Genomic DNA, 21,439 nt, shown 5'->3' on the forward strand with positions numbered 1-21,439 from the left:
GATACAATACCGGTAGGACTACTATTTACATAGCATTAGGAGGAAACATATTAATGATTTCAGTAAACGATTTTCGTACAGGCTTGACTATTGAGGTAGACAACGGAATTTGGCGCGTAATGGATTTCCAACACGTGAAGCCAGGAAAAGGAGCGGCATTCGTTCGTTCCAAACTGCGCAACCTACGTACAGGTGCGATCCAGGAAAAAACTTTCCGTGCAGGTGAAAAAGTAGGGAAAGCTCAAATCGACAACCGCAGAATGCAGTATCTTTATGCAAATGGCGACATGCACGTATTCATGGACAACGAGTCCTACGATCAGCTTGAATTGCCTGCAGGTCAAATCGAGTATGAGTTGAAGTACTTGAAAGAGAACATGGAAGTTGCAATCATGATGTACCAAGGTGAAACGCTTGGAGTAGAGCTTCCTAACACAGTAGAGCTTAAAGTGGTAGAAACGGAGCCTGGTATCAAAGGTGACACAGCTTCCGGCGGTTCCAAGCCGGCAATCGTGGAAACTGGCCTATCAGTAAACGTACCATTCTTTGTAAACGAAGGCGACGTGCTGATTGTTAATACAACTGACGGTTCTTACGTTTCCAGAGCGTAATTTAAAGAGAAGGGAAAAGGCTGAATTGGCCTTTTCCTTTTTATTTTATATGGAAAAAAAGCCTGCACTAAGGCAGGCCACTCCGTACTAATTTTCAAACCAAACCACTTCTTTTACTCCTTCAATTACCTTCCGTGCATCCGAACCGTCCAGCCCGCTCATCCACACACTCTTCCAGCCGTTTGCATCCGTACGGATCCAGCTGAGCGTTTTCTGTTTATCCAATGTAACTGGATGGTCATCGGAGAATCCCGCGGGCAGATCGACCAAAGGCTTCCCGTCACTTTTTTGTTCATCCTCTTTGCTATTCACCAAAATTAAGCTGGAGCGAAAATCAGATAGGGTATCGGATTCTTTCCCTCGCGCAACGACAAGCCTATCATCATCCAGCCAATCAAAATTCACGTCAGCAAATCCTTCCGGGGTGAAGCGTTTCGTTTGACTCGGAAGTACACTTTGTACAGTCAATGTCTTGTTTTTGACACCGCCGCGCAAACGGCCGGGGCCCTGTATGGAGGCAAGCACAGATTTCGTGGGAGCCCATTTTATCCATCCCTTTTCACGGAGAATTTCGCCCATCGGTATCAACACTTTGTTTTCTTTTACAAATACACTCAACATATTGCTGTCCTCTGACCACGATGCAGTAGGGGAGACGACGAATGCGAGGAGCCTCCCATCCTTGGACCAGGTGAAATTTTCTACATCAATGGAAAGAATAGATAATTCTTCAAGCTTCAGGGGGGAGGAGATAGTCAAGAGCGGATCCACCTTGACATCCAGTTCCTGGTTTTGCTTTTCCATCTCCCAATTGACCTCGTAAAGTCTTGGGTGGCTCCATCCGTCTGGAAACATGACGGCACTTGCAGAGGCAATCAGGTTTTCCCCGTCCGCATCCCATGAGAAATGAGAAACACCGCCGTTCAGCTGGTGGATGATCGGCTTGTTCTCCCTAAGCTCTACGACTGTTAAAAAGGATCCAGTCAAAAAAGCGAAACTGTTCTTCTTAGGATTCCATTGAACATCATGGCCAACCATTTTGAGTTTAGTATGTGTATTGGTGGGAACATGGTATAGCCAGATATCAGGCTCTTCCCCCTCTACTTCGCTTTTTGCCTCAAAGGTCAGCCACTGTCCATCAGAGGACCAGCCAAGATTGGAAATAGCCAGATTTTCCTGCAGCAGCACTTCAGATCCATCCATATAAAGCCATAACGCTTTGTCCCGGACGAATGCCGCCTGAAGACCATAGGAATCTTCGGCATTTGCTTGGGGAATCATGAAGATGAGCAGGATCAAAGTCAGCCAAAATTGTTTCATGGTGCCTTCCTCCTATTTGAATAGTTGTCTATTTTGATAGTGTCCCCTGTGTCCTGGCATTTCATGAAAAAGCTAGTTGAAAAACTGAAAAAAGATGGTATAGTAAAGTAGTGGATTTATTCCTATATATATTTTTTCGCAATTTGTGCAAACGGTTACGCAATCGTTACCATATAAATTTTGAAGTATAAGTGTTGTTGACAAGGGAGTGTATCGTGATGAAAAAGATATGGTGGAAAGAGGCAGTTGCCTACCAAGTGTATCCAAGAAGCTTCATGGATTCCAATGGAGATGGAATTGGTGATCTTCGTGGGGTCATTTCAAAATTGGATTATTTAAAAGAGCTTGGCATTGATGTTATTTGGATCTGCCCAATGTATAAGTCCCCGAACGTAGATAATGGGTATGATATCAGTGACTATCAGGATATCATGGAAGACTTCGGGAACATGGCTGACTTTGATGAGTTATTGGCAGAAACACATAACCGTGGAATGAAACTGATCATTGATCTCGTTATCAACCATACAAGTGACCAGCATCCTTGGTTCATTGAATCTGCATCCTCAAAGGATAACCCGAAACGTGACTGGTATATTTGGGAAGACGGTAAAGACGGCAAGGAGCCGAATAACTGGGAAAGTATTTTCAACGGTCCAGCATGGCAATACGATGAAAAAACAGAACAGTACTATATGCATATTTTCGCAACAGAGCAGCCTGACCTGAACTGGGAAAACAAAGATGTCCGCTTTGCCCTTTATGACATGGTGAACTGGTGGCTGGACAAAGGCATCGATGGGTTCCGTGTGGATGCAATCTCCCACATCAAAAAAGAGCCAGGATTCCCTGATTTACCGAATCCGAAGAAACTGGATTATGTACCTTCCTTCGACTACATGATGAACGTAGACGGCATTCAAAAGCATCTTGAAGAGTTAAAAGAGCAAACGTTTGCGCGTTATGACATCATGACGGTGGGCGAAGCGAACGGCGTTAAGTTGAATCAGGCAGACGAGTGGGTTGGAGAAGAGAACGGTAAGTTCAATATGATTTTCCAATTTGAGCACCTTGGTCTTTGGGAAAAAGGAACAGAAGGCGGCGTGGACCTTCTTCAACTGAAAGAGACCTTGACGAAGTGGCAAAAAGGCTTGGAAGGAAATGGCTGGAATGCATTATTCCTCGAGAACCATGACCAGGCGCGTTCTGTTTCCACTTGGGGAAATGACAAGGAGTACTTGGTTGAGAGCGCAAAATCATTGGGGGCACTTTACTTCCTGATGCAGGGTACACCTTTCATTTACCAAGGCCAGGAGCTCGGTATGACCAATGTTCGTTTCGAAAGCATCAACGATTATGATGATGTTGGAATGAAAAATCTCTACAACATCGAAAGTGCAAAAGGGGAAGAGCACGCACAGAAGGTGATGGAAATCATCTGGGCTAAAGGCCGTGACAACTCCCGCACACCGATGCAATGGAACGATCAGCCGAACGGCGGATTCACAACCGGAACTCCATGGATGGGAGTAAACGAAAACTACAAAACCATCAACGTGGAAAACCAATGGAACGATCCTGCTTCCGTCCTTAGCTTCTACCGTGACATGATCAATCTTCGTAAAGCGGAAGAAGTATTCGTTTATGGAGCATATGATTTGATCCTGGAAGAAGACACGAAAGTATACGGCTACACACGAACATTAGGTGAAAAAGTGGCAGTTGTCCTCTGTAACCTTAGCGAAGAGGTAGCAGAAATTGAATTGGATGCTTTTAAGGTTTCTTCTAGTGACCTGCGCTTGCAGAACTATGAAGTGGAAGAGCATAACGATGCTTCTGAAATGACATTGAAGCCTTATGAAACTAGAGTGTATGTGTTGAATAAATAATAATAATTGGAACCGTCGGCTGCGTATTGAAGCTGGCGGTTTTTTTACGTTCTTTGAATGTGCTGGCAGAGGTTTGTGGAAGTCTTTTTAAAGGAAACTACCCAATATCAACTAAAAATAATAGGGGAATGGAATGCGTACAAATAAACAAGCATTGATTACAATGGTTAATGGAAGAGATCGGTCGGCCTTTAGAAAGTTTTATCTGGAATATGAGAATATGCTTTATAAAATAATAAGTAGGTATGCACCTAATTCTGTCGAGGCGGAAGCGCTTTTGGAATGTTTTTTCAAGGAGCTATGGAAGCGTCCGGAAGTACTTTGGCAGACGAGGGAGAAACACTTGTCTGTATTCCTGGTCAAACGGTTGATATTTTTATGTGAAGAGCGAGCAATGGAACGGGCAGAGTAATATGTAGTCCGTTTTTTTATTTTTTAAATATTCTTACAAAAAGACGAGGTGAATTGGTATAGTAGTGATATGAAAGGAAGTGGGCCATGATCTATAAAACTCGTACCGAATCTGCTGAATTGCTGATACTCAAATCGCTGAACGTCAGAATGGAATTGCCGGAGAAAGACAAACTGCACTATCTTTCCCTCCAAAAGGGTTACGATGGGGAAGTGATGTTTGATTTATTAACAGGAAACTTAGAGTGTGAATGCCTCATTCTTAATGACTTGCTATTCAAAATCAATAACACCGTGTTTCAAATCGACTCGTTGATCATTACTGCTGCTGTATTACATTTTTATGAAGTGAAAAACTTTGAAGGGGATTTCTATTACGAATCCGATAGACTGTATACAAAATCCAAAACGGAAATAAATAATCCCTTGACCCAATTGAATAGAGGTGTTTCGCTGTTCAGACAAATGCTTCAAAGCCTAGGCATTAACATGAAAATTGATCCCTCCGTGGTATTTATAAATCCCGCTTTTACCCTTTACCAAACCCCACTCGACAAACCATTTATTTTCCCAACTCAACTTAATAGACATTTAAATAGCTTAGAAAAGGTGTCTACAAAGCTATCTAACAAACATAAGCAACTGGCTGCACAACTAGTTTCCCTGCATTGCACAGGTTCTCCTTATAAACAATTACCTGCTTATACTTTTGAGGGATTGAGAAAAGGGATGATGTGTTTTAAGTGTGCTTCGTTTTCCCTTGCTGTTGAGGGACATAACTGTGTTTGTGGAGAGTGTGGTTTGGTAGAAAAGGTTAGAGAGGCTGTGATGCGGAGTGTTAAAGAATATAAATTGCTATTTCCTGATAAGAAGATTACTACAAATGTAATGTATGAGTGGTGTGGGGTAGTGGAATCAAAAGAAAGAATAAGAAAGATACTTGGAAAGAACTTTAAGAAACTAGGGGTTCGCCAATGGTCCTATTTTGAGTGAAAAATAATAATCACATCAGTTCATATATGGTGCAAAAAGTCCTTCACGTTTTGTTATGAAGGGCTTTTTGCTATTGGAGAAACCCCAAAAAACTTATCATCCGCGATATGAAGGGCATTTTACCCCGGCACACCGCCAAAAAGCTCTTCATCCGCGATATGAAGGGCTTTTTGTCCCAGCCACACCGCCAAAAAGCTCATCATTCGCGTTATGAAAGGCTTTTTGCCCCAGGCCCGCAGCCAAAAAGCTCATCATCCGTGTTATGAAGGGCATTTTACCCCAGGCCCGTAGCCAAAAAGCTCATCATCCGCGATATGAAGGTTTTTTTACCATAGGCCCGCAGCCAAAAAGCTCATCATTCACGTTATGAAGGGTATTTTTACTCTAATCAAATCAGCAAAACACATCCACTCCCAAACTCCAAAAAACACTTCTGTCCAAGCCCCCCACAGCATAGGTTGTACAAGACAAAGGAAATTGTGTGTACGTCAAAAGGGAGGAAAATCAAAAAATGAAAAAGCTTTTAGGTAACATAGATCCTGCTGTCTTATCGATGGCGGGCATACGGATATTTTCAGGAATACTGGAACTCAGCGCGGCATTTCTTATGCTCTACCTCAATGATGTCAAGAAGGCGGTGGTGGTGAACTCGATGCTCGCCGTTGTCGGTCCGGTCATCTTTATATCGACCATGATGATCGGCCTGGTGAGTATGGCGAATGAGATTTCATTTTCCAAACTCATATTCATCGCGATCGGAGTGGGGTTCATCCTATATGGAATCTATAAATGAGAATATATTGTCCAAGCCCGCATACATTGTAAGTAATAAAGGGACAAGAAGGGGATTGTATGATTGCTAGCATTATGAACGTGCTGCCACCAAATCTGGCCAAGGTCATTGAGAGGCTTTCACTCGAGACGATGGATAGGATGGAGGAAATCCGGGTGAGGATCAATCGTCCGTTAGAGGTAATGGTGGATGGCCTGCCATTATTTCTCGCCTATACCGTCACGAGCGAGGATGGGACGCATCTATTAAATAAAATAAGCAAGTATTCGATTTATGCCTTGGAGGAGGAGCTGCGCCGGGGCTATATCACCATCACTGGCGGGCATCGGATCGGTCTTTCAGGGAAAGTGATTACCGAGAGTGGAAAAGTGAAGGCCATAAGGGATGTCTCTTCCTTCAACATCCGGATTGCCAAACAGAAAATAGGAGTGGCGTCTCCGCTCCTTCCGTACCTCTATCAAAAGCGGTGGCTTAGCACGATGATTATCGGACCGCCGCAGACCGGTAAGACGACCATGCTCAGAGATCTTGCAAGATTGATGAGCAGCGGTGTAAAAGAAATAAATATCCCTTCATGCAAGGTGGGGATCGTGGATGAACGATCTGAAATTGCCGGTTGTGTGGAAGGGATTCCCCAGCATGATCTGGGGTTAAGAGTGGATGTACTGGACGGGTGTCCAAAGGCTGAGGGGATGATGATGCTGATCCGTTCCATGAGTCCCGAGGTTATTGTCGTCGATGAGATTGGCAGAGTGGAAGATAGTGAGGCGACCATGGAAGCGGTGAATGCAGGGGTCGGACTTCTAATGAGCGTGCATGCCTTTTCCTATGAAGACCTCCTCATGCGGCCAATCTTGCGTGAGATTATCAGCTTGAGGGCGGTCAAGCGGTTTGTCGAGCTTTCGAGAAGCAGGGGACCAGGCTCGATCAAACGCATTTTAAACGAATCTGGCGAAGAGATCTACCGGGAAGAGAGAGTGACAAGATGTTCAAATTAATCGGCGCCATTTTAATCATCATTTCTACATCTTGGGCCGGCTTTGAAGCGGCAAGGCATTTGACCGAACGGCCGAGGCAGCTGCGCCAGTTGAAGGTCGCCCTGCAATCTCTGGAAGCGGAGATCATGTATGGCCATACCCCTCTGGCGGAAGCGACAAGGAATATTGCTAAACAGATGGATAAGCCGTTGACCTGGTTCTTTGAAGCGTTCTCCAACAAGTTGGAACAAGCTAATCTGCATGCTAAGGATGCTTGGCACCAAAGTCTGGATGAGGTTTGGAACTCGACCGCTTTCAAGAAGGCGGAGCTGGAAATCATGAAGCAGTTCGGGGATACATTGGGGCAGCACGACCGGCATACCCAACAAAAACATATACATCTGGCAATGACGCATCTGGAACGGGAGGAACTGGAGGCACGGGATAAGCAGATCCGCTATGAAAAAATGGTGAAAAGCTTAGGGGTGCTGTCAGGATTATTGCTCATTATTTTACTGATGTGAAAAATAGGGGGAAGCATTCATGGGCATGGAAGTGGATATCATTTTTAAAATAGCTGGCATCGGCATAGTGGTTGCGTTTCTGCATACCGTCCTGAAGCAGCTTGGTAAAGAAGAATATGCAAACTGGGTAACATTACTTGGCTTTATTTATATTTTATTCATGGTGGCAAGTATCGTGGAGGACTTGTTCAAAAAGATCAAATCGGTGTTCCTGTTCCAATGATGAGGGGGGCTGACCTATCGAAATCATTCAAATAGTAGGTCTTGGACTTGTTGCCACTTTTCTTGCCCTGATTGTAAAGGAACAGAAACCAACCTTCGCTTTCATGCTGGTCGTTTTCGTCGGATGTGTCATCTTTTTATTCCTGATAGACCAAGTGTTCCATGTCATCAGGATGCTCGAACGAATAGCGGTCAATGCCAATGTGAACCTGATCTATGTGGAAACCATTTTAAAAATTGTCGGGATTGCCTATATAGCCGAGTTTGGTGCCCAAATCACCAAGGATGCAGGACAGGGAGCCATCGCCTCAAAAATAGAGTTGGCAGGGAAAATTCTCATTCTTGCGATGGCCATCCCGATCCTCACCGTCATTATCGAAACAATCATAAACCTGATACCTTCTTAAAAAGAAGTTTTGGGAGGGGGAATTTGATGAAAGTGTTTCTAGCATTTTTTTCACTATTTATCCTAATAAATCTGCTGCCACAATCTGTACAAGCATCTCCCTCATCACCATCAGAACTAGTGACCGACCAGATAGAAGGGGTGGGAGTCGAAGAGATAAAGGTCTACTGGGAAGAGATCATGGATGAATACGGTGGTTATCTTCCGGAAAGCCAGAAAGGGACGTTCATGGAATTTGTAAAAGGGGACAAGTCCTTTTCCTTGAAAGAATGGCTGAAGGGGTTTGTAAAATACCTTTTCTATGAACTTCTGGCAAATGGAAAGCTGCTTGGAAGCCTGATTTTGCTCACCATATTCAGTATGTTCCTACAGACTTTGCAAAATGCCTTCGAACAGAAGACGGTCAGTAAGATTGCCTACTCAGTCGTATTCATGGTCCTCATCATCATTGCGCTGAACAGCTTTCATATTGTCATCAACTACACACTTGACGCGATCTCCGCTATGACGGGCTTCATCATCGCTTTGGTTCCCTTACTGATTGCACTGATCGCTTCATCCGGAGGACTCGTTTCCGCGGCATTTTTTCATCCCATCATCCTCTTCCTGATGAATACGAGCGGCATGCTGATCCAATATATTGTTCTGCCGCTGCTTTTCCTGTCTGCTGTGCTCAGCATTGTCAGCACCTTAAGTGAGCATTATAAAGTCACCCAGCTTGCGCAGCTGCTTCGTAATGTCAGTATCGGGATTCTTGGAATGTATTTAACGATCTTTCTCGGTGTCATTTCAGTACAGGGTGCTACTGCCGCTGTAACGGATGGGATTGCGATACGGACCGCCAAGTTTGTTACAGGCAACTTCATCCCGGTCATCGGGAGGATGTTTACGGATGCAACAGACACGGTCATTACCGCTTCTCTTCTATTAAAAAATACTGTAGGGATCTTGGGGGTGGCGACGGTCATTCTGCTGGCTGCATTTCCTGCTATTAAAATCCTGTCGATCGCCATCATCTATAAGCTTGCAGCGGCACTTCTGCAGCCGCTTGGCGGGGGAACGGTCATCACGTGCCTTGACATCATCAGCAAAAGCATCATCTATATTTTTGCGGCACTTGCCATCGTTTCGTTCATGTTCTTTCTTAGCATTACGGTCATTGTGGCGGCTGGGAACATCACCGTCATGATCCGGTAGGTAGGTGAAAATGTCGTGAGTTATCTAACAGAATGGATTACCACCATCATCCTTTTTATACTGCTGGCAACTGTTGTGGATATGCTGCTCCCAAGTTCGAGCATGCAAAAATATACAAAGCTCGTAATCGGTTTATTGCTGATAGTCGTGATCCTGACCCCGATACTGAAGCTTTTATCGACAGACATGGACGAGCTGTTTGCCAAGATGATGACCCATCCTTCCTATATTTCAGAAAAAAATACAGAAAATTTAATAGAAATGAAGAAAAAAGAAATACAAGCCTCCCACTCTGCATATATTTTAGAACAAGCGGCTGTCCAAATGAAAGAAGATGTGGAAGAGGAGATGAGGGAACAATATGGTTTAACTGTAAAAGAGGTAAATCTTGTTGTGAAAAATCAAGATCAGCTAACTGAGATACCGACAGAAGAGGACCTTGAAATGGTAATGATAGTTTTATCAGAAGGAACAGAAGAGACAGCCATCTCAGTAGTAAAGCCTGTTCGGATTGACACCTCCAGACCTAATGAACCAGAACCTTCCTCGCCAAACTCGGGCAGGGAAGGAAACATCGCAGCATTCCTATCAGATCGCTGGCAACTACACGAAACAATAATCTCAGTAGATGTGGAAGGGGGGGATTAGTACAAGGTGGAAAAGAAAAATCAAGCATTCATTCCTTGGTTAAAATCTCTTTTATTTGATTCATCGAAAGATAAGAAGTCATCCAAAAAGCAGTACTTCCTCGTCGTGCTGCTAATCGGTGTCGGATGTATGCTGTTTGGAAACCTATTTTTCGGAAAAGAGGAAGCGTCAACATTTAATTCTGCCATTCCAACAATGACCCAACAGGAGTCCGAGACACCTGTGTTCAATCAAAAAGATGGTGACAACGTACCTTCTACTATCTCTGACTATGAAGCTAGTTTTGAGAGCCAGATGACAGAGGCACTGGAAGAAATAATCGGGGTCGGCAAAGTCAATGTTGTAGTAAATGTCGACGCCACTGAAAAGAAGGTGCTCCAAAAAAACGAGACCACCTCCACACAAACGACGGAAGAAACCGACAAAGATGGAGGGAAACGTAGTGTCACAGACAGCTCAAAAGAAGACATAGTTGTCATGTCAAGAAAAGGGAATGACGAGCACCCGATCGTACTGGAAACAAAAAAGCCAGTCATCCGCGGTGTGCTTGTAGTAGCACAGGGCGCTGAAAATATACATGTCAAACAAATGATTTTGGAAGCTGTAACACGCGTGCTCGATGTGCCCCAGCACAAGGTGGCAGTCCTTCCAAAAAAATCTAAGGGGGAATAAGCATGCTATTGAAAAAACAAACGGTCTGGTTACTGACCATGTTAAGTTTAGTATTTGTTCTATCGGTCTACTACTTTTTAGGAAACCAGGATGCAGAAAATATGGCAACAGATGTACCGGGAATCAGTGAACAAGCAGGAAATGAAGAACCAGGCAATGGGGAAGAAGGAACAGCAGGAACTGACGGTGAAGAAGCCGAAGGAACGGAAGATGAAGGTAATGAAGTGGTGAACTATATTTCCGGGGATGAAGCCTTCACAGAACTTCGTCTTGAACTTGAAAACGTCAGAAGTCAGCAGCGTGCAGACCTGAATGAACAAATGGCCAACACGGAGCTTCCTGCCGAGGAAATCTCTAAGGCTCGCGATGAATTGAATGCACTAAATCAAATAGCAGGAAAAGAACTGATGATCGAAACGAGCATCAAATCCAGAAAGGATGTCGAGGATGCAATCGTTCGTGTAACAGGCGAGCAGATCAAAGTGACAGTAAAAGTGAACGGGGAGCATAATCCGCAAATGGCGAATGAAATCTACCACATCGTTCGCAGTGAATTCACTGATGTTCGAAACGAAAACATCGTGTTTGATTTCGCATCTATCAAAAACGAATAGTAAAAAACAGGTGGTGCTAATGGCGCCACCTGTTTTTGTTATATTAAGGCGTTTTAATAAACTTTTTTAGAAAACAACCGATCGCGAAATTTATTTGGATTGCCCCCTGCAGTGGAAACCCACAGGGGAGTTAAACGGAGACACGACAGTTACAGCAAATGCGAACCTTCTATAACTTTAGAAGTAAAAAAGCTTGTCAATATCCAGCTTCAATAAGAGAATAGAGAAGTAAAGCGTTTTCAAGTAAAAAACATTATTTAGCACTAGGTAATAACATCTATTACTATTTTTGAGTTGAATTTAGATGGTTGGTATCGTATGATGAATATGAACTGGGTGTCTACATATGAAACAAACCATCACCTAAAGAAAAGAACAGGAACTTAAGGAGTGAAAGACATGTTAAAGATCCAAGAAATTAGAGAAATTATCAAACTGATTGACCAATCCAATATAGATGAATTTTTGTATGAGCATGAAGGCTCCAAGATCACATTGAAAAAGCAAGTGGAGCAAATGGTGGTTAGCGCGCCGGTTGCCCCGCAGTCTCAAGCAGTACAGGCTCCAGCACCGGTTGCAGCGGCTCCTGCAGCAGTAGAAGTGAAAGCGGAAACTCCTGCATCTGTTAAAGAAACACCAAAAGTGGAAGACGAAAACCTACATAAGATCACTTCCCCGATGGTAGGAACATTCTATGCATCTCCATCACCTGATGCTGCGGCATATGTACAAGCTGGAGATAAAGTAGGAGAGAACTCCGTTGTTTGTATCGTGGAAGCGATGAAATTGTTCAATGAAATCGAAGCGGAAGTTAAAGGCGAGATTGTAGAGGTGCTAGCTGATAACGGACAGCTGGTGGAGTACGGCCAACCTTTATTCCTTGTAAAAACAGTATAAGGAGTGGGTATGATGATAAAGAAGCTACTGATTGCTAATAGAGGAGAAATCGCGGTGCGTATTATTCGTGCCTGCCGCGAAATGGATATAGAAACAGTCGCTGTCTATTCGGAGGCGGATAAGAATTCCTTGCACGTACAGCTTGCGGATGAGGCCTATTGTGTGGGCCCGACTGCATCAAAGGACAGTTATTTAAGCTTTACCAATATCATCAGTGTGGCAAAATTGACTGCATCTGATGCCATTCACCCGGGTTACGGGTTCCTTGCGGAGAATTCCGATTTTGCGGAGCTTTGCAGGGAATGCAATATTACGTTTGTCGGGCCTAGTCCTGAGGCGATTTCCAAAATGGGTACGAAGGATGTCGCAAGGGAAACGATGAAAAAGGCGAATGTTCCAATCGTGCCTGGTTCACAGGGAATCATCGAGAGCATCACGGACGGCGTGAAAATAGCGAGTGAAATCGGCTATCCTGTCATCATCAAGGCAACAGCTGGTGGCGGAGGAAAAGGGATCCGTGTCGCTAGAAATGAAGAGGAACTGAAAAAAGGCATTTCCATTACACAGCAGGAGGCCGCAACAGCCTTTGGAAACCCTGGAGTGTATCTTGAAAAATTCATTGAAGATTTCCGCCATGTGGAAATCCAGGTGATGGCGGATTCCTATGGGAACACGATTCATCTTGGTGAGCGGGATTGCTCGATTCAACGACGGCTTCAAAAGCTTGTGGAAGAAACTCCATCTCCTGTCCTCGATTCTGAATTGCGGGCGGAAATGGGAGAAGCTGCGGTAAAAGCGGCGAAAGCAGTGGACTATACGGGTGCAGGTACGATAGAATTTATCTATGACTATCAAAATAGAAAGTTCTACTTCATGGAAATGAACACTCGAATCCAGGTGGAGCATCCGGTGACTGAAATGGTTACAGGTGTCGACTTGATCAAAGAGCAAATTCGAGTGGCGTCTGGCGAAAAGCTTTCTTTGACACAAGAAGAGGTTATTTTCAATGGCTGGTCCATCGAGTGTCGTATTAATGCTGAAAATCCGGCAAAGAATTTTATGCCATCACCTGGTAAGATTGAAATGTATCTTCCTCCAGGCGGCCTCGGGGTTCGTGTAGATTCGGCTGTTTATCCTGGCTATAGCATACCGCCATACTATGATAGCATGGTAGCAAAGTTAATCACCTACGGGGCAACGCGTGAAGAAGCCATTTCCAGAATGAAACGGGCCTTAGGCGAATTCATTATCGAAGGTGTGCATACCACGATACCATTCCATTTAAAATTAATGGATCACGAAAAATTTAAAGAAGGTAATTTTAATACGAAATTCCTTGAAAAATATGATGTCATGAATTCTAAAATAATAGGAGGGTCCGAACATGAGTGAAAGAAACTTATTGGAAATGGATAATAGCGGTTCACTTGGAAAAGTGGAAATCGCTCCAGAAGTTATTGAAGTGATTGCCGGGATTGCTGCTTCGGAAGTAGAAGGAGTTTCACAAATGCGTGGAAACTTCGCTGCAGGAGTAGTGGAAAGACTTGGTAAGAAAAATCATGGTAAAGGTGTTAAAGTGGACCTTTCCGAAGAAGGAATCAAAGTGGATGTGTATTGCGTGATGCAATTCGGCATTTCAATCCCGACTGTTGCCCAAAAAGTGCAGGACAACATCCGCCAAGCGTTATTGAACATGACGGCTCTTGAAATCACAGAGGTAAATATTCATGTTGTAGGCGTTCAATTCGAGACGCAAAAGAATGAAGTGGAAGTAGAACAGGAAATCTAAAAAGCGAACATAGGGGAGCAGGCATTCAGGACGGATTGAATGCCTGCCCTTTTTTATGGACAAAACGTCAAGGGTGCTCTACTAAAAATTACTTGTATTCCATAGCAATGTTCGGTACAATTTTAGGCGCTTTCCTTTTTTGAAAGGAACGAATAACACCATGAAAACTAGGTAATGATGATGTTGAATTGAAAAATGGAATAAACGGATAATAAACGCTTCCCCAAAGCCTGTTGGAATATCCGAAAACACGAACGAATATAATATGCCATGTAAGAATGTATGTATTTCGTGTGAAAAACGAATGAAAAATGTGTGTTTTTTTATAAAAATGTGCTATTATCTTTATATACTAGTTGGGCACGATAAGGAGATTTACGAATGAAGCGAAGTAAAGCAAGAGAAAAAGCTCTTCAAGCTATCTTCCAAATGGATGTTAGTGATGTAGAACCGAAAGAAGCAGTGCAAAATGTGCTGGAAGAAGGCGAGAAAGCAGACGACTTCCTGAATAATATTGTCTTTGGAACAATGGAGCATCGGGAAGAGATCGATTCCACGCTGAAGCAGCACCTGGAAAAATGGTCACTTGACCGCCTGGGAACTGTTGATCGTACGATTCTTCGTATGACGGTGTATGAAATGAAATACGAAACAGAAATCCCGGTCAATGTAAGCATTGACGAAGCGATTGAATTGGCGAAAATATTTGGTGACGAAAAATCAAGTAGTTTCATTAACGCCGTTTTATCCAAAGTGAAGACAACTTTTGAAAATAAATAAAGCGTAACAGGCTTAAGGGGGAGCTATTCATGACAGCAGTAATCGTATCTGGAAAAGAACTGGCAACAGAGAAAAGAGCCTTCATCAAAACAGAAGTTCAGAAACTTGTAGCGGATAGACAAACACAACCTAGCTTGGCAGTTATTCTTGTCGGTGATAATCCGGCATCCCATTCCTACGTCAGAGCGAAGCAAAGAGCGTGTGAAGAAGCGGGGATGCAGTGCATTTTGGAGCATTATCCCGAAACTCTGACGGAGCAGGAACTTTTGGAACGCATCTCCTTCTATAACCAGGAAAAAACGGTTCATGGAATTTTGGTGCAGCTGCCTTTACCTCAGCACATAAACGAACTTGCAGTCATTGAAAGTATCTCTCCAGACAAAGATGTGGATGGGTTCCATCCTGTAAATATCGGGAAAATGATGATCGATCAACAGGCATTCCTTCCATGCACCCCATATGGAATTGTGGAAATGATCAAGTCTTTGAACATTCCTATCGCAGGAAAACATGTTGTGGTTATCGGTAGAAGTAATATTGTCGGCAAACCTGTTGGGCAGCTACTTTTAAAAGAAGATGCCACAGTAACGTATTGCCATTCGCGCACAACGAATCTTGCCTCCATCACGAAGCAGGCGGATATTCTGATTGCTGCAGTTGGAAAAGCAAAAATCATTGGCCCTGATTTTGTTAAAGATGGTGCAATTGTCATTGATGTAGGAGTAAACAGACTCGAAACAGGAAAGCTTTGTGGAGACGTGGACTTTGATACGGTCAAGGAAATAGCGAGTTATATCACTCCTGTTCCTGGCGGAGTCGGTCCGATGACCATCACGATGCTCCTGCAGAATACACTGCAATCTGCTCAAAAAATCGGTAGGGCAAACAAGACGTTTTCCTGACTATATGGTATGTTTAGAGATGGATGGAACATTGGTTCTTCCGTCTTTTTTCATATTCTTTTATAATAGGATAAGGCTTTACAAAGGAGCGACCCGTAATGAGTGATCGCAAGTATTTGACAGTTTCAGCTTTGACTAAATACATAAAAAGAAAATTTGATGTCGATCCCCATCTGCAGGATGTATGGCTGAAGGGCGAAATATCCAACTTCAAGCAGCATAGCAGAGGGCATATGTACTTCACCTTGAAGGATCAGAATGCCAGACTGCAGGTTGTGATGTTTGCCGGCCAGAACAAAAGCCTCGCCTTTAAACCGGAAGAAGGAATGAAGGTGCTGGTGCGCGGGGAGTTAACCGTGTATGAGGCAAATGGGTCGTATCAGATGTACATAAAGGAAATGCAGCCGGATGGAGTGGGAAGCCTTTACCTCGCCTACGAGGAGCTGAAGAAGAAGCTTTCAAGCGAAGGGCTGTTTTCCCCTACATATAAAAAGCCCATTCCCAAATATCCTCAAACGGTTGGTGTAATCACCTCCCCGACAGGAGCGGCAGTTCGGGATATCATTACGACACTTAAAAGAAGATATCCCCTCACAAACATCGTTGTCATCCCGGCACTTGTACAGGGAACACATGCTGCACCATCCATTGTGAAGGCGATTAAACAGGCTCATGAACTGGATGGAGTGGATGTACTCATAGTTGGCCGTGGCGGCGGGTCGATTGAAGAGCTTTGGGCATTCAACGAAGAAATAGTAGCAAGGGAAATTTTCGGATCAAAGATCCCGATCATTTCGGCAGTCGGTCATGAAACTGACTTTACGATTGCAGATTTTGTTGCAGATATGCGCGCACCGACGCCAACTGCAGCTGCCGAACTTGCGGTTCCCCACATCAATGAACTCTTGGAACGGCTTTCTGACCGGAAATTCAGATTGCATCGTGCTTCCAATAAGCTGATGCAAGGGTTCAAGGACCGTCTTACCACGCTACAGAAATCCTATGCATTCAGATTCCCGAAAAACCTCTATGTTCAAAAGGAGCAGGAACTCGACCGGATGATGGATGACCTTGAATCAGCCATGAAGCGGCTTGTGGAAAAAAAGCGTGATAAGCATTTGCAGTTATCATCATTGCTCGAGCGCAACCATCCCAGAAAGCAACTGGAATTGGAGAAGGGCTCCTTGGAGCAGCAGACCAAAATGCTAACAAAATACATGAGGCAGGCGTTGCAAAAAAAACAATGGGAGTTTCAAAACAAGTTAACCAAAATTGATGGATTAAGTCCATTGAAAATAATGAGCCGTGGCTACAGTGTGGCATACGCAAGCGGTGGAGAAATTGTAAAAAGCAAAGAGCAGGTGAAGGTCGGGGACACCCTGCAAGTTAATTTACAGGACGGAACCCTAGATTGTGAAGTGCAGGAGATAAAGGAGCGAAAAAACAATGAGTGAAAAGAAGACGAAAAAAGAAGTATCATTCGAAGAGGCTATGAGTGAGCTGGAAGCTATTGTGGAAAAGCTCGAAGAAGGGGATGTTCCATTGGAAGAGGCCATTTCCCATTATAAAGAAGGAATGAAGCTTTCCAAGCTCTGTCACGACAAGCTTACCCATGTAGAAGGGGAAATGGAAAAGATCCTGAAGGAAAACGGCGAGTTGGAGTCCTTTGCGATACAGGAGGATGAAGCTTAATTGTCGACACATACAAACCTCCAAACTTTTTTGCAAGATAGAAAACCGTTAGTGGAAGATAAGCTTTACAGTTATATGGAAAACGTGGATGCCCCATCAGTACTTGTGGAATCGATGAAATATTCCTTGAAAGCGGGAGGGAAAAGGCTACGTCCCCTGCTTGTCCTGGCAACTCTGCATTCCTTCGGTAAAAACGAGGAATTGGGTCTTCCTGTTGCGTGCGCCATAGAAATGATTCACACTTACTCCCTGATCCATGATGATCTACCGAGTATGGATGATGATGATTTCCGCAGAGGAAAGCCTACCAACCATAAGGTGTACGGGGAAGCAATGGCGATTCTTGCGGGAGATGCACTTCTGACCTACAGCTTTGAAGTGATGGAGAGTCTGCTTGAAAAAGGAGTTACTCCATCTAAAGTGCTTATGCTTGTCAAAGAGTTGACAAAGGCGGCCGGCCCCAGCGGAATGGTTGGTGGACAGGTTGCGGATATGGAAGGGGAAGGTGCACAGCTACTGCTTGAGGACCTTGAATATATCCATCGGAACAAAACAGGTAAGTTGCTTGGCTATAGCATTTATGCTGGTGCCGTTCTTGCAGATGCATCCGATGACCAGTTGAGCATGCTTTCCGAGTTTTCCGACCATCTTGGACTCGCTTTTCAAATCCGGGACGATATCCTTGATATTGAAGGCGAAGCGGAAAAGATAGGTAAACCGGTCGGCTCTGATACGCAGAATGAAAAAGTGACCTATCCAGCTCTACTTACTATGGAAGGTGCAAAGGAAAAACTGAACCACCACATAGAAGAAGCAAAGAAGCTGCTGAAGAGCTTGCCGCTTGAATCTGATCTTTTGGCTCAGCTCTGTGACCTGATTGCCAAAAGGGACCATTAATCGACAAAAAACATATGGAAAATTGAGCATTTCCTCTATTTATGATATAGTAAATGGGACTAAAGAGAAGTATCATTACTCTAATTCCCCATCTACATATGGAAACTTACATCAAGTGAAAATTAATAAATAATTGTGAAGAAAATACAAATGCTTAACATATAAGGTGCAGAATTATACTATTGTTTATAAATGGACTGAAGCCATTAATTGGAGTTTAGCTTTTCGCCGTTATCACACTTGTGTTAGCGGCTATTTTTTCAGGCGGCAGCATAATGGTATCATTCCATGGCGGAACGGCTCATAAGTAAACGGTTCCATCAGAACTGCGAACTGTTCTAAAGATAAAAATAAGCGAATTTAGCAAGGAAAGAGAGTGATCCCTTTTGGATCTTACAAAGATTACAAGCCCGCAATTTCTAAAAAAAATGTCAATTGCCGAGTTGGAAGGTTTAAGTGCCGACGTGCGCAAATTTCTGATTGAGCAATTATCAACTACCGGAGGACATATCGGTCCGAATCTTGGTGTGGTGGAATTGACCATCGCTCTTCATAAAGTGTTTGACAGCCCGAAAGACAAATTCCTGTGGGACGTTGGGCATCAGGCCTATGTACATAAAATTTTGACAGGCAGGGCATGTGAATTCGGCACATTGCGTAAGTATAAGGGTCTCTGCGGTTTCCCGAAACGCAATGAAAGTGAGCACGATGTATGGGAAACTGGCCACTCCTCCACCTCTCTTTCCGGAGCTATGGGGATGGCGGCTGCCCGTGACATCAAAGGTACCAAGGAGTACGTTATCCCGATTATCGGAGACGGCGCCTTGACAGGTGGAATGGCACTTGAAGCCTTAAATCATATCGGACATGAAAAGAAAGATATGATTGTGATCCTGAATGATAATGAAATGTCGATTGCACCGAATGTTGGTGCGCTGCATAGTGCGCTAGGGAGAATGCGCACTGCCGGCAAGTATAACTGGGTGAAAGATGAGCTGGAAGTGCTGTTGAAGAAAATCCCGGCAGTAGGCGGGAAACTGGCTTCTACGGCAGAAAGAATCAAGGACAGCTTAAAATACCTGGTAGTAAGCGGGATGTTCTTCGAAGAGCTCGGGTTTACGTATCTCGGACCGATTGATGGACATAATTACAACGACCTAATAGAAAACCTTAATTATGCGAAGAAGACTGAAGGCCCTGTATTGATCCATGTGGTTACGAAAAAAGGGAAGGGCTATGAGCCTGCAGAATCCGATAAAATCGGGACATGGCATGGAATAGGTCCTTATAAAATTGAAACAGGCGATGTCCTGAAGCCGGTCGGCGCCCCCCCTGCTTGGAGCAGTGTAGTAAGTGAGACCGTCAGGAAGATTGCGCGAGAAGATGAGCGTGTGGTAGCTATCACTCCTGCGATGCCTGTAGGCTCTAAGCTTGAGAATTTTGCAAAGGAATTCCCGGAGCGCATGTATGATGTCGGCATTGCCGAGCAGCATGCCGTGACGATGGCTGCAGGACTTGCCACACAAGGAATGAAACCGTTTGTTGCCATCTATTCCACATTCCTGCAAAGAGCCTACGATCAGGTTGTGCATGACGTTTGCCGCCAAAACTTGAACGTATTCTTTGGAATTGACCGTTCTGGTCTTGTTGGTGAGGACGGGGAAACCCATCAAGGAGTATTTGATATTGCGTTCTTAAGACATCTGCCAAATATGGTGCTGATGATGCCGAAGGACGAAAATGAAGGCCAGCATCTGGTTTATACAGCCAATAAATACGACGGGGGACCAATTGCGATCCGCTATCCAAGAGGAAACGGTCTTGGTGTGAAAATGGATGAGGAGCTAAAGGAAATCCCGATCGGTTCCTGGGAAGTGCTAATGGAAGGTACGGATGCAGCAATCCTGACTTTTGGTACAACGATTGGCATGGCACTTGAAGCAGCTGAAGCTTTGTCTAAGGATGATCTTTCGGTAAAGGTAGTAAATGCGCGATTCATCAAACCGATGGATGAAGCGATGCTGCATGACCTGTTTAAGTCGGGTATGCCGGTTGTAACAATTGAGGAAGCAGTGCTTCAAGGAGGATTCGGGAGTGCGGTCGTGGAATTCGCAAGCGATCACGGCTATACGAACAGAGTTGTCAGAATGGGCATTCCAGACCGATTCATCGAGCACGGCAGTGTAAAAGAATTGATGAATGAAATAGATCTGACGGCTGCTAAAGTGGCAGAAAACGTAAAATTGATCTCATCAAGAAGAAAACAAAAAAGGGCTTAGGACATATGGCGAAAAAAGAAAGACTAGATGTATTATTAGTGGAGCGCGGCCTGATTGAAACACGCGAAAAGGCTAAGCGTTCCATCATGGCAGGACTCGTATATACAAATGAACAACGCTTGGACAAGCCTGGTGAAAAAGTGGCAATCGATGCCCCTTTAACGGTAAAAGGAAATCTTATTCCTTACGTCAGCAGAGGAGGACTTAAGCTTGAAAAAGCACTAAAAGTCTTTGATCTGGATGTAAAAGACAAGATTCTCCTTGATATTGGGGCATCCACCGGTGGCTTCACGGATTGCGCGCTTCAAAACGGGGCGAAACGGAGCTATGCACTCGATGTAGGCTATAATCAGCTTGCTTGGAAGCTTCGTCAGGATGAACGTGTCGTGGTCATGGAGAGAACCAATTTCCGATACGTCACACCAGTCGACATGACTATTGGCATGCCGGAATTTGCAAGCATCGATGTTTCATTTATTTCCTTAAAACTGATCCTGCCTGTACTTAAAACGTTGCTTGTTCCTGATAGTGATGTTGTGGCACTCGTAAAGCCGCAATTTGAAGCGGGAAGAGAACAGGTTGGCAAAAAAGGGATTGTCCGCGAGCCGAAAATCCATGAAGCTGTCCTTGAGATGATTCGTGATTTCAGCTTAAAGGAAGGCTACGATGTAGAGGATCTCTCTTTTTCCCCGATTACAGGAGGAGAGGGGAATATCGAATTCCTGCTCCATCTGAAGTGGTGCGGACCAAAGGATGCAGGATCAGATCACCTGAAAGATACCATTTCCCAAGTGGTTGCAGAGGCTCATCAACAATTAAAAGCAGAAAAAGGGGAATGACTTTTCAGTTGTTCCTTTTTTTAACGTGCGTTGATAGTTTTCTTTTACATATGGATAGGTTTGAATTAACATAAAGTTAGGTATTTG

The 21,439-nt window shown here is 44.1% G+C and carries 23 protein-coding genes and 1 pseudogene; 23 read left to right on the forward strand and 1 reads right to left on the reverse strand.

Features of this window, described 5'->3' with window-relative positions:
* Positions 1-53: 53 nt before the first annotated feature.
* A complete protein-coding gene (efp, locus tag ABN702_RS05050; protein ID WP_204415579.1) occupies positions 54-611 on the forward strand; it encodes an elongation factor P in 558 nt (185 codons plus the stop codon).
* Positions 612-698: 87 nt separating this feature from the next.
* Here the strand turns inward: efp and ABN702_RS05055 are convergent, their stop codons facing one another.
* The gene (locus tag ABN702_RS05055) at positions 699-1,931 is read right to left on the reverse strand and encodes a hypothetical protein (RefSeq protein WP_417899666.1); all 1,233 of its coding nucleotides are present in this window, start codon (positions 1,929-1,931) and stop codon (positions 699-701) included.
* 218 nt (positions 1,932-2,149) lie between these two features.
* Here ABN702_RS05055 and ABN702_RS05060 point away from each other — a divergent pair, with 218 nt between their 5' ends.
* The 22 genes and pseudogenes from ABN702_RS05060 to ABN702_RS05165 all read left to right on the forward strand — a co-directional run bounded on the left by ABN702_RS05060 (position 2,150) and on the right by ABN702_RS05165 (position 21,352).
* On the forward strand, positions 2,150-3,820 hold the full coding sequence (locus tag ABN702_RS05060) for a glycoside hydrolase family 13 protein (protein WP_417899667.1): 1,671 nt from the start codon (positions 2,150-2,152) through the stop codon (positions 3,818-3,820).
* A 133-nt stretch (positions 3,821-3,953) separates the two neighbouring features.
* Positions 3,954-4,232, forward strand: a complete 279-nt coding sequence (locus ABN702_RS05065; protein ID WP_417899668.1) for a hypothetical protein — start codon at positions 3,954-3,956, stop codon at positions 4,230-4,232.
* Between the two features lie 86 nt (positions 4,233-4,318).
* Entirely contained in the window at positions 4,319-5,224 is a 906-nt protein-coding gene (locus tag ABN702_RS05070) for a nuclease-related domain-containing protein (protein WP_417899669.1), read from the forward strand.
* A 511-nt stretch (positions 5,225-5,735) separates the two neighbouring features.
* A complete protein-coding gene (locus ABN702_RS05075) occupies positions 5,736-6,017 on the forward strand; it encodes a YqhV family protein (protein WP_417899670.1) in 282 nt (93 codons plus the stop codon).
* A 62-nt stretch (positions 6,018-6,079) separates the two neighbouring features.
* The gene (gene spoIIIAA / locus ABN702_RS05080; RefSeq protein ID WP_417900831.1) at positions 6,080-7,015 is read left to right on the forward strand and encodes a stage III sporulation protein AA; all 936 of its coding nucleotides are present in this window, start codon (positions 6,080-6,082) and stop codon (positions 7,013-7,015) included.
* Positions 7,003-7,518 (forward strand): stage III sporulation protein SpoIIIAB, encoded by a 516-nt coding sequence (spoIIIAB, locus tag ABN702_RS05085; protein WP_417899671.1) that lies wholly within the window; start codon positions 7,003-7,005, stop codon positions 7,516-7,518. Before spoIIIAA ends, spoIIIAB begins: the two co-directional genes overlap by 13 nt.
* A gap of 19 nt (positions 7,519-7,537) precedes the next feature.
* Positions 7,538-7,741, forward strand: a complete 204-nt coding sequence (gene spoIIIAC, locus ABN702_RS05090; RefSeq protein WP_204417341.1) for a stage III sporulation protein AC — start codon at positions 7,538-7,540, stop codon at positions 7,739-7,741.
* A 16-nt stretch (positions 7,742-7,757) separates the two neighbouring features.
* Positions 7,758-8,147, forward strand: coding sequence for a stage III sporulation protein AD (gene spoIIIAD, locus ABN702_RS05095; protein WP_204418101.1), 390 nt, complete (start codon positions 7,758-7,760; stop codon positions 8,145-8,147).
* 26 nt (positions 8,148-8,173) lie between these two features.
* Positions 8,174-9,343, forward strand: coding sequence for a stage III sporulation protein AE (gene spoIIIAE, locus ABN702_RS05100; RefSeq protein ID WP_417899672.1), 1,170 nt, complete (start codon positions 8,174-8,176; stop codon positions 9,341-9,343).
* A 15-nt stretch (positions 9,344-9,358) separates the two neighbouring features.
* Complete coding sequence (spoIIIAF, locus tag ABN702_RS05105) at positions 9,359-9,991, forward strand: stage III sporulation protein AF (RefSeq protein ID WP_417899673.1); 633 nt, start codon at positions 9,359-9,361, stop codon at positions 9,989-9,991.
* A gap of 6 nt (positions 9,992-9,997) precedes the next feature.
* Complete coding sequence (gene spoIIIAG / locus ABN702_RS05110; RefSeq protein ID WP_417899674.1) at positions 9,998-10,663, forward strand: stage III sporulation protein AG; 666 nt, start codon at positions 9,998-10,000, stop codon at positions 10,661-10,663.
* Positions 10,664-10,665: 2 nt separating this feature from the next.
* Positions 10,666-11,277: a SpoIIIAH-like family protein gene (locus ABN702_RS05115; protein ID WP_417899675.1), complete on the forward strand. Its 612-nt coding sequence runs from the start codon at positions 10,666-10,668 to the stop codon at positions 11,275-11,277.
* Between the two features lie 399 nt (positions 11,278-11,676).
* Positions 11,677-12,174 carry an acetyl-CoA carboxylase biotin carboxyl carrier protein gene (gene accB / locus ABN702_RS05120; RefSeq protein ID WP_417899676.1) on the forward strand — a complete coding sequence of 166 codons (498 nt, stop codon included), beginning with the start codon at positions 11,677-11,679 and terminating at the stop codon, positions 12,172-12,174.
* Positions 12,175-12,186: 12 nt separating this feature from the next.
* On the forward strand, positions 12,187-13,566 hold the full coding sequence (gene accC, locus ABN702_RS05125; protein WP_417900832.1) for an acetyl-CoA carboxylase biotin carboxylase subunit: 1,380 nt from the start codon (positions 12,187-12,189) through the stop codon (positions 13,564-13,566).
* The gene (locus ABN702_RS05130) at positions 13,559-13,963 is read left to right on the forward strand and encodes an Asp23/Gls24 family envelope stress response protein (RefSeq protein WP_386635669.1); all 405 of its coding nucleotides are present in this window, start codon (positions 13,559-13,561) and stop codon (positions 13,961-13,963) included. The genes accC and ABN702_RS05130 overlap by 8 nt, the downstream gene beginning before the upstream one ends.
* Before the next feature lie 381 nt (positions 13,964-14,344).
* On the forward strand, positions 14,345-14,743 hold the full coding sequence (gene nusB / locus ABN702_RS05135; protein ID WP_417899677.1) for a transcription antitermination factor NusB: 399 nt from the start codon (positions 14,345-14,347) through the stop codon (positions 14,741-14,743).
* A 29-nt stretch (positions 14,744-14,772) separates the two neighbouring features.
* Positions 14,773-15,645 carry a bifunctional methylenetetrahydrofolate dehydrogenase/methenyltetrahydrofolate cyclohydrolase FolD gene (folD, locus tag ABN702_RS05140; protein WP_417899678.1) on the forward strand — a complete coding sequence of 291 codons (873 nt, stop codon included), beginning with the start codon at positions 14,773-14,775 and terminating at the stop codon, positions 15,643-15,645.
* Positions 15,646-15,743: 98 nt separating this feature from the next.
* Positions 15,744-17,099: an exodeoxyribonuclease VII large subunit gene (gene xseA / locus ABN702_RS05145; protein ID WP_417899679.1), complete on the forward strand. Its 1,356-nt coding sequence runs from the start codon at positions 15,744-15,746 to the stop codon at positions 17,097-17,099.
* Positions 17,092-17,337, forward strand: coding sequence for an exodeoxyribonuclease VII small subunit (locus ABN702_RS05150; protein ID WP_417899680.1), 246 nt, complete (start codon positions 17,092-17,094; stop codon positions 17,335-17,337). The genes xseA and ABN702_RS05150 overlap by 8 nt, the downstream gene beginning before the upstream one ends.
* Entirely contained in the window at positions 17,338-18,234 is an 897-nt protein-coding gene (locus ABN702_RS05155) for a polyprenyl synthetase family protein (RefSeq protein ID WP_417899681.1), read from the forward strand.
* 428 nt (positions 18,235-18,662) lie between these two features.
* A pseudogene (gene dxs, locus ABN702_RS05160) lies at positions 18,663-20,515 on the forward strand (1-deoxy-D-xylulose-5-phosphate synthase); the annotation flags it as partial.
* Positions 20,516-20,518: 3 nt separating this feature from the next.
* A complete protein-coding gene (locus ABN702_RS05165) occupies positions 20,519-21,352 on the forward strand; it encodes a TlyA family RNA methyltransferase (protein WP_417900833.1) in 834 nt (277 codons plus the stop codon).
* Positions 21,353-21,439 lie beyond the last annotated feature (87 nt).

This window comes from Bacillus haimaensis (assembly GCF_048270625.1).
Taxonomy (GTDB): domain Bacteria; phylum Bacillota; class Bacilli; order Bacillales; family Bacillaceae_I; genus Sutcliffiella_A; species Sutcliffiella_A haimaensis.

Excerpts from the sequence above, each read along its gene's own strand:
- efp (WP_204415579.1), top strand. The coding sequence starts at position 54 with ATGATTTCAGTAAACGATTTTCGTACAGGCTTGACTATTGAGGTAGAC.
- ABN702_RS05055 (WP_417899666.1), bottom strand. The coding sequence starts at position 1,931 with ATGAAACAATTTTGGCTGACTTTGATCCTGCTCATCTTCATGATTCCC.
- ABN702_RS05060 (WP_417899667.1), top strand. The coding sequence starts at position 2,150 with ATGAAAAAGATATGGTGGAAAGAGGCAGTTGCCTACCAAGTGTATCCA.
- ABN702_RS05065 (WP_417899668.1), top strand. The coding sequence starts at position 3,954 with ATGCGTACAAATAAACAAGCATTGATTACAATGGTTAATGGAAGAGAT.
- ABN702_RS05070 (WP_417899669.1), top strand. The coding sequence starts at position 4,319 with ATGATCTATAAAACTCGTACCGAATCTGCTGAATTGCTGATACTCAAA.
- ABN702_RS05075 (WP_417899670.1), top strand. The coding sequence starts at position 5,736 with ATGAAAAAGCTTTTAGGTAACATAGATCCTGCTGTCTTATCGATGGCG.
- spoIIIAB (WP_417899671.1), top strand. The coding sequence starts at position 7,003 with ATGTTCAAATTAATCGGCGCCATTTTAATCATCATTTCTACATCTTGG.
- spoIIIAC (WP_204417341.1), top strand. The coding sequence starts at position 7,538 with ATGGGCATGGAAGTGGATATCATTTTTAAAATAGCTGGCATCGGCATA.
- spoIIIAE (WP_417899672.1), top strand. The coding sequence starts at position 8,174 with ATGAAAGTGTTTCTAGCATTTTTTTCACTATTTATCCTAATAAATCTG.
- ABN702_RS05115 (WP_417899675.1), top strand. The coding sequence starts at position 10,666 with ATGCTATTGAAAAAACAAACGGTCTGGTTACTGACCATGTTAAGTTTA.
- accB (WP_417899676.1), top strand. The coding sequence starts at position 11,677 with ATGTTAAAGATCCAAGAAATTAGAGAAATTATCAAACTGATTGACCAA.
- accC (WP_417900832.1), top strand. The coding sequence starts at position 12,187 with ATGATAAAGAAGCTACTGATTGCTAATAGAGGAGAAATCGCGGTGCGT.
- ABN702_RS05130 (WP_386635669.1), top strand. The coding sequence starts at position 13,559 with ATGAGTGAAAGAAACTTATTGGAAATGGATAATAGCGGTTCACTTGGA.
- nusB (WP_417899677.1), top strand. The coding sequence starts at position 14,345 with ATGAAGCGAAGTAAAGCAAGAGAAAAAGCTCTTCAAGCTATCTTCCAA.
- folD (WP_417899678.1), top strand. The coding sequence starts at position 14,773 with ATGACAGCAGTAATCGTATCTGGAAAAGAACTGGCAACAGAGAAAAGA.
- xseA (WP_417899679.1), top strand. The coding sequence starts at position 15,744 with ATGAGTGATCGCAAGTATTTGACAGTTTCAGCTTTGACTAAATACATA.
- ABN702_RS05150 (WP_417899680.1), top strand. The coding sequence starts at position 17,092 with ATGAGTGAAAAGAAGACGAAAAAAGAAGTATCATTCGAAGAGGCTATG.
- ABN702_RS05165 (WP_417900833.1), top strand. The coding sequence starts at position 20,519 with ATGGCGAAAAAAGAAAGACTAGATGTATTATTAGTGGAGCGCGGCCTG.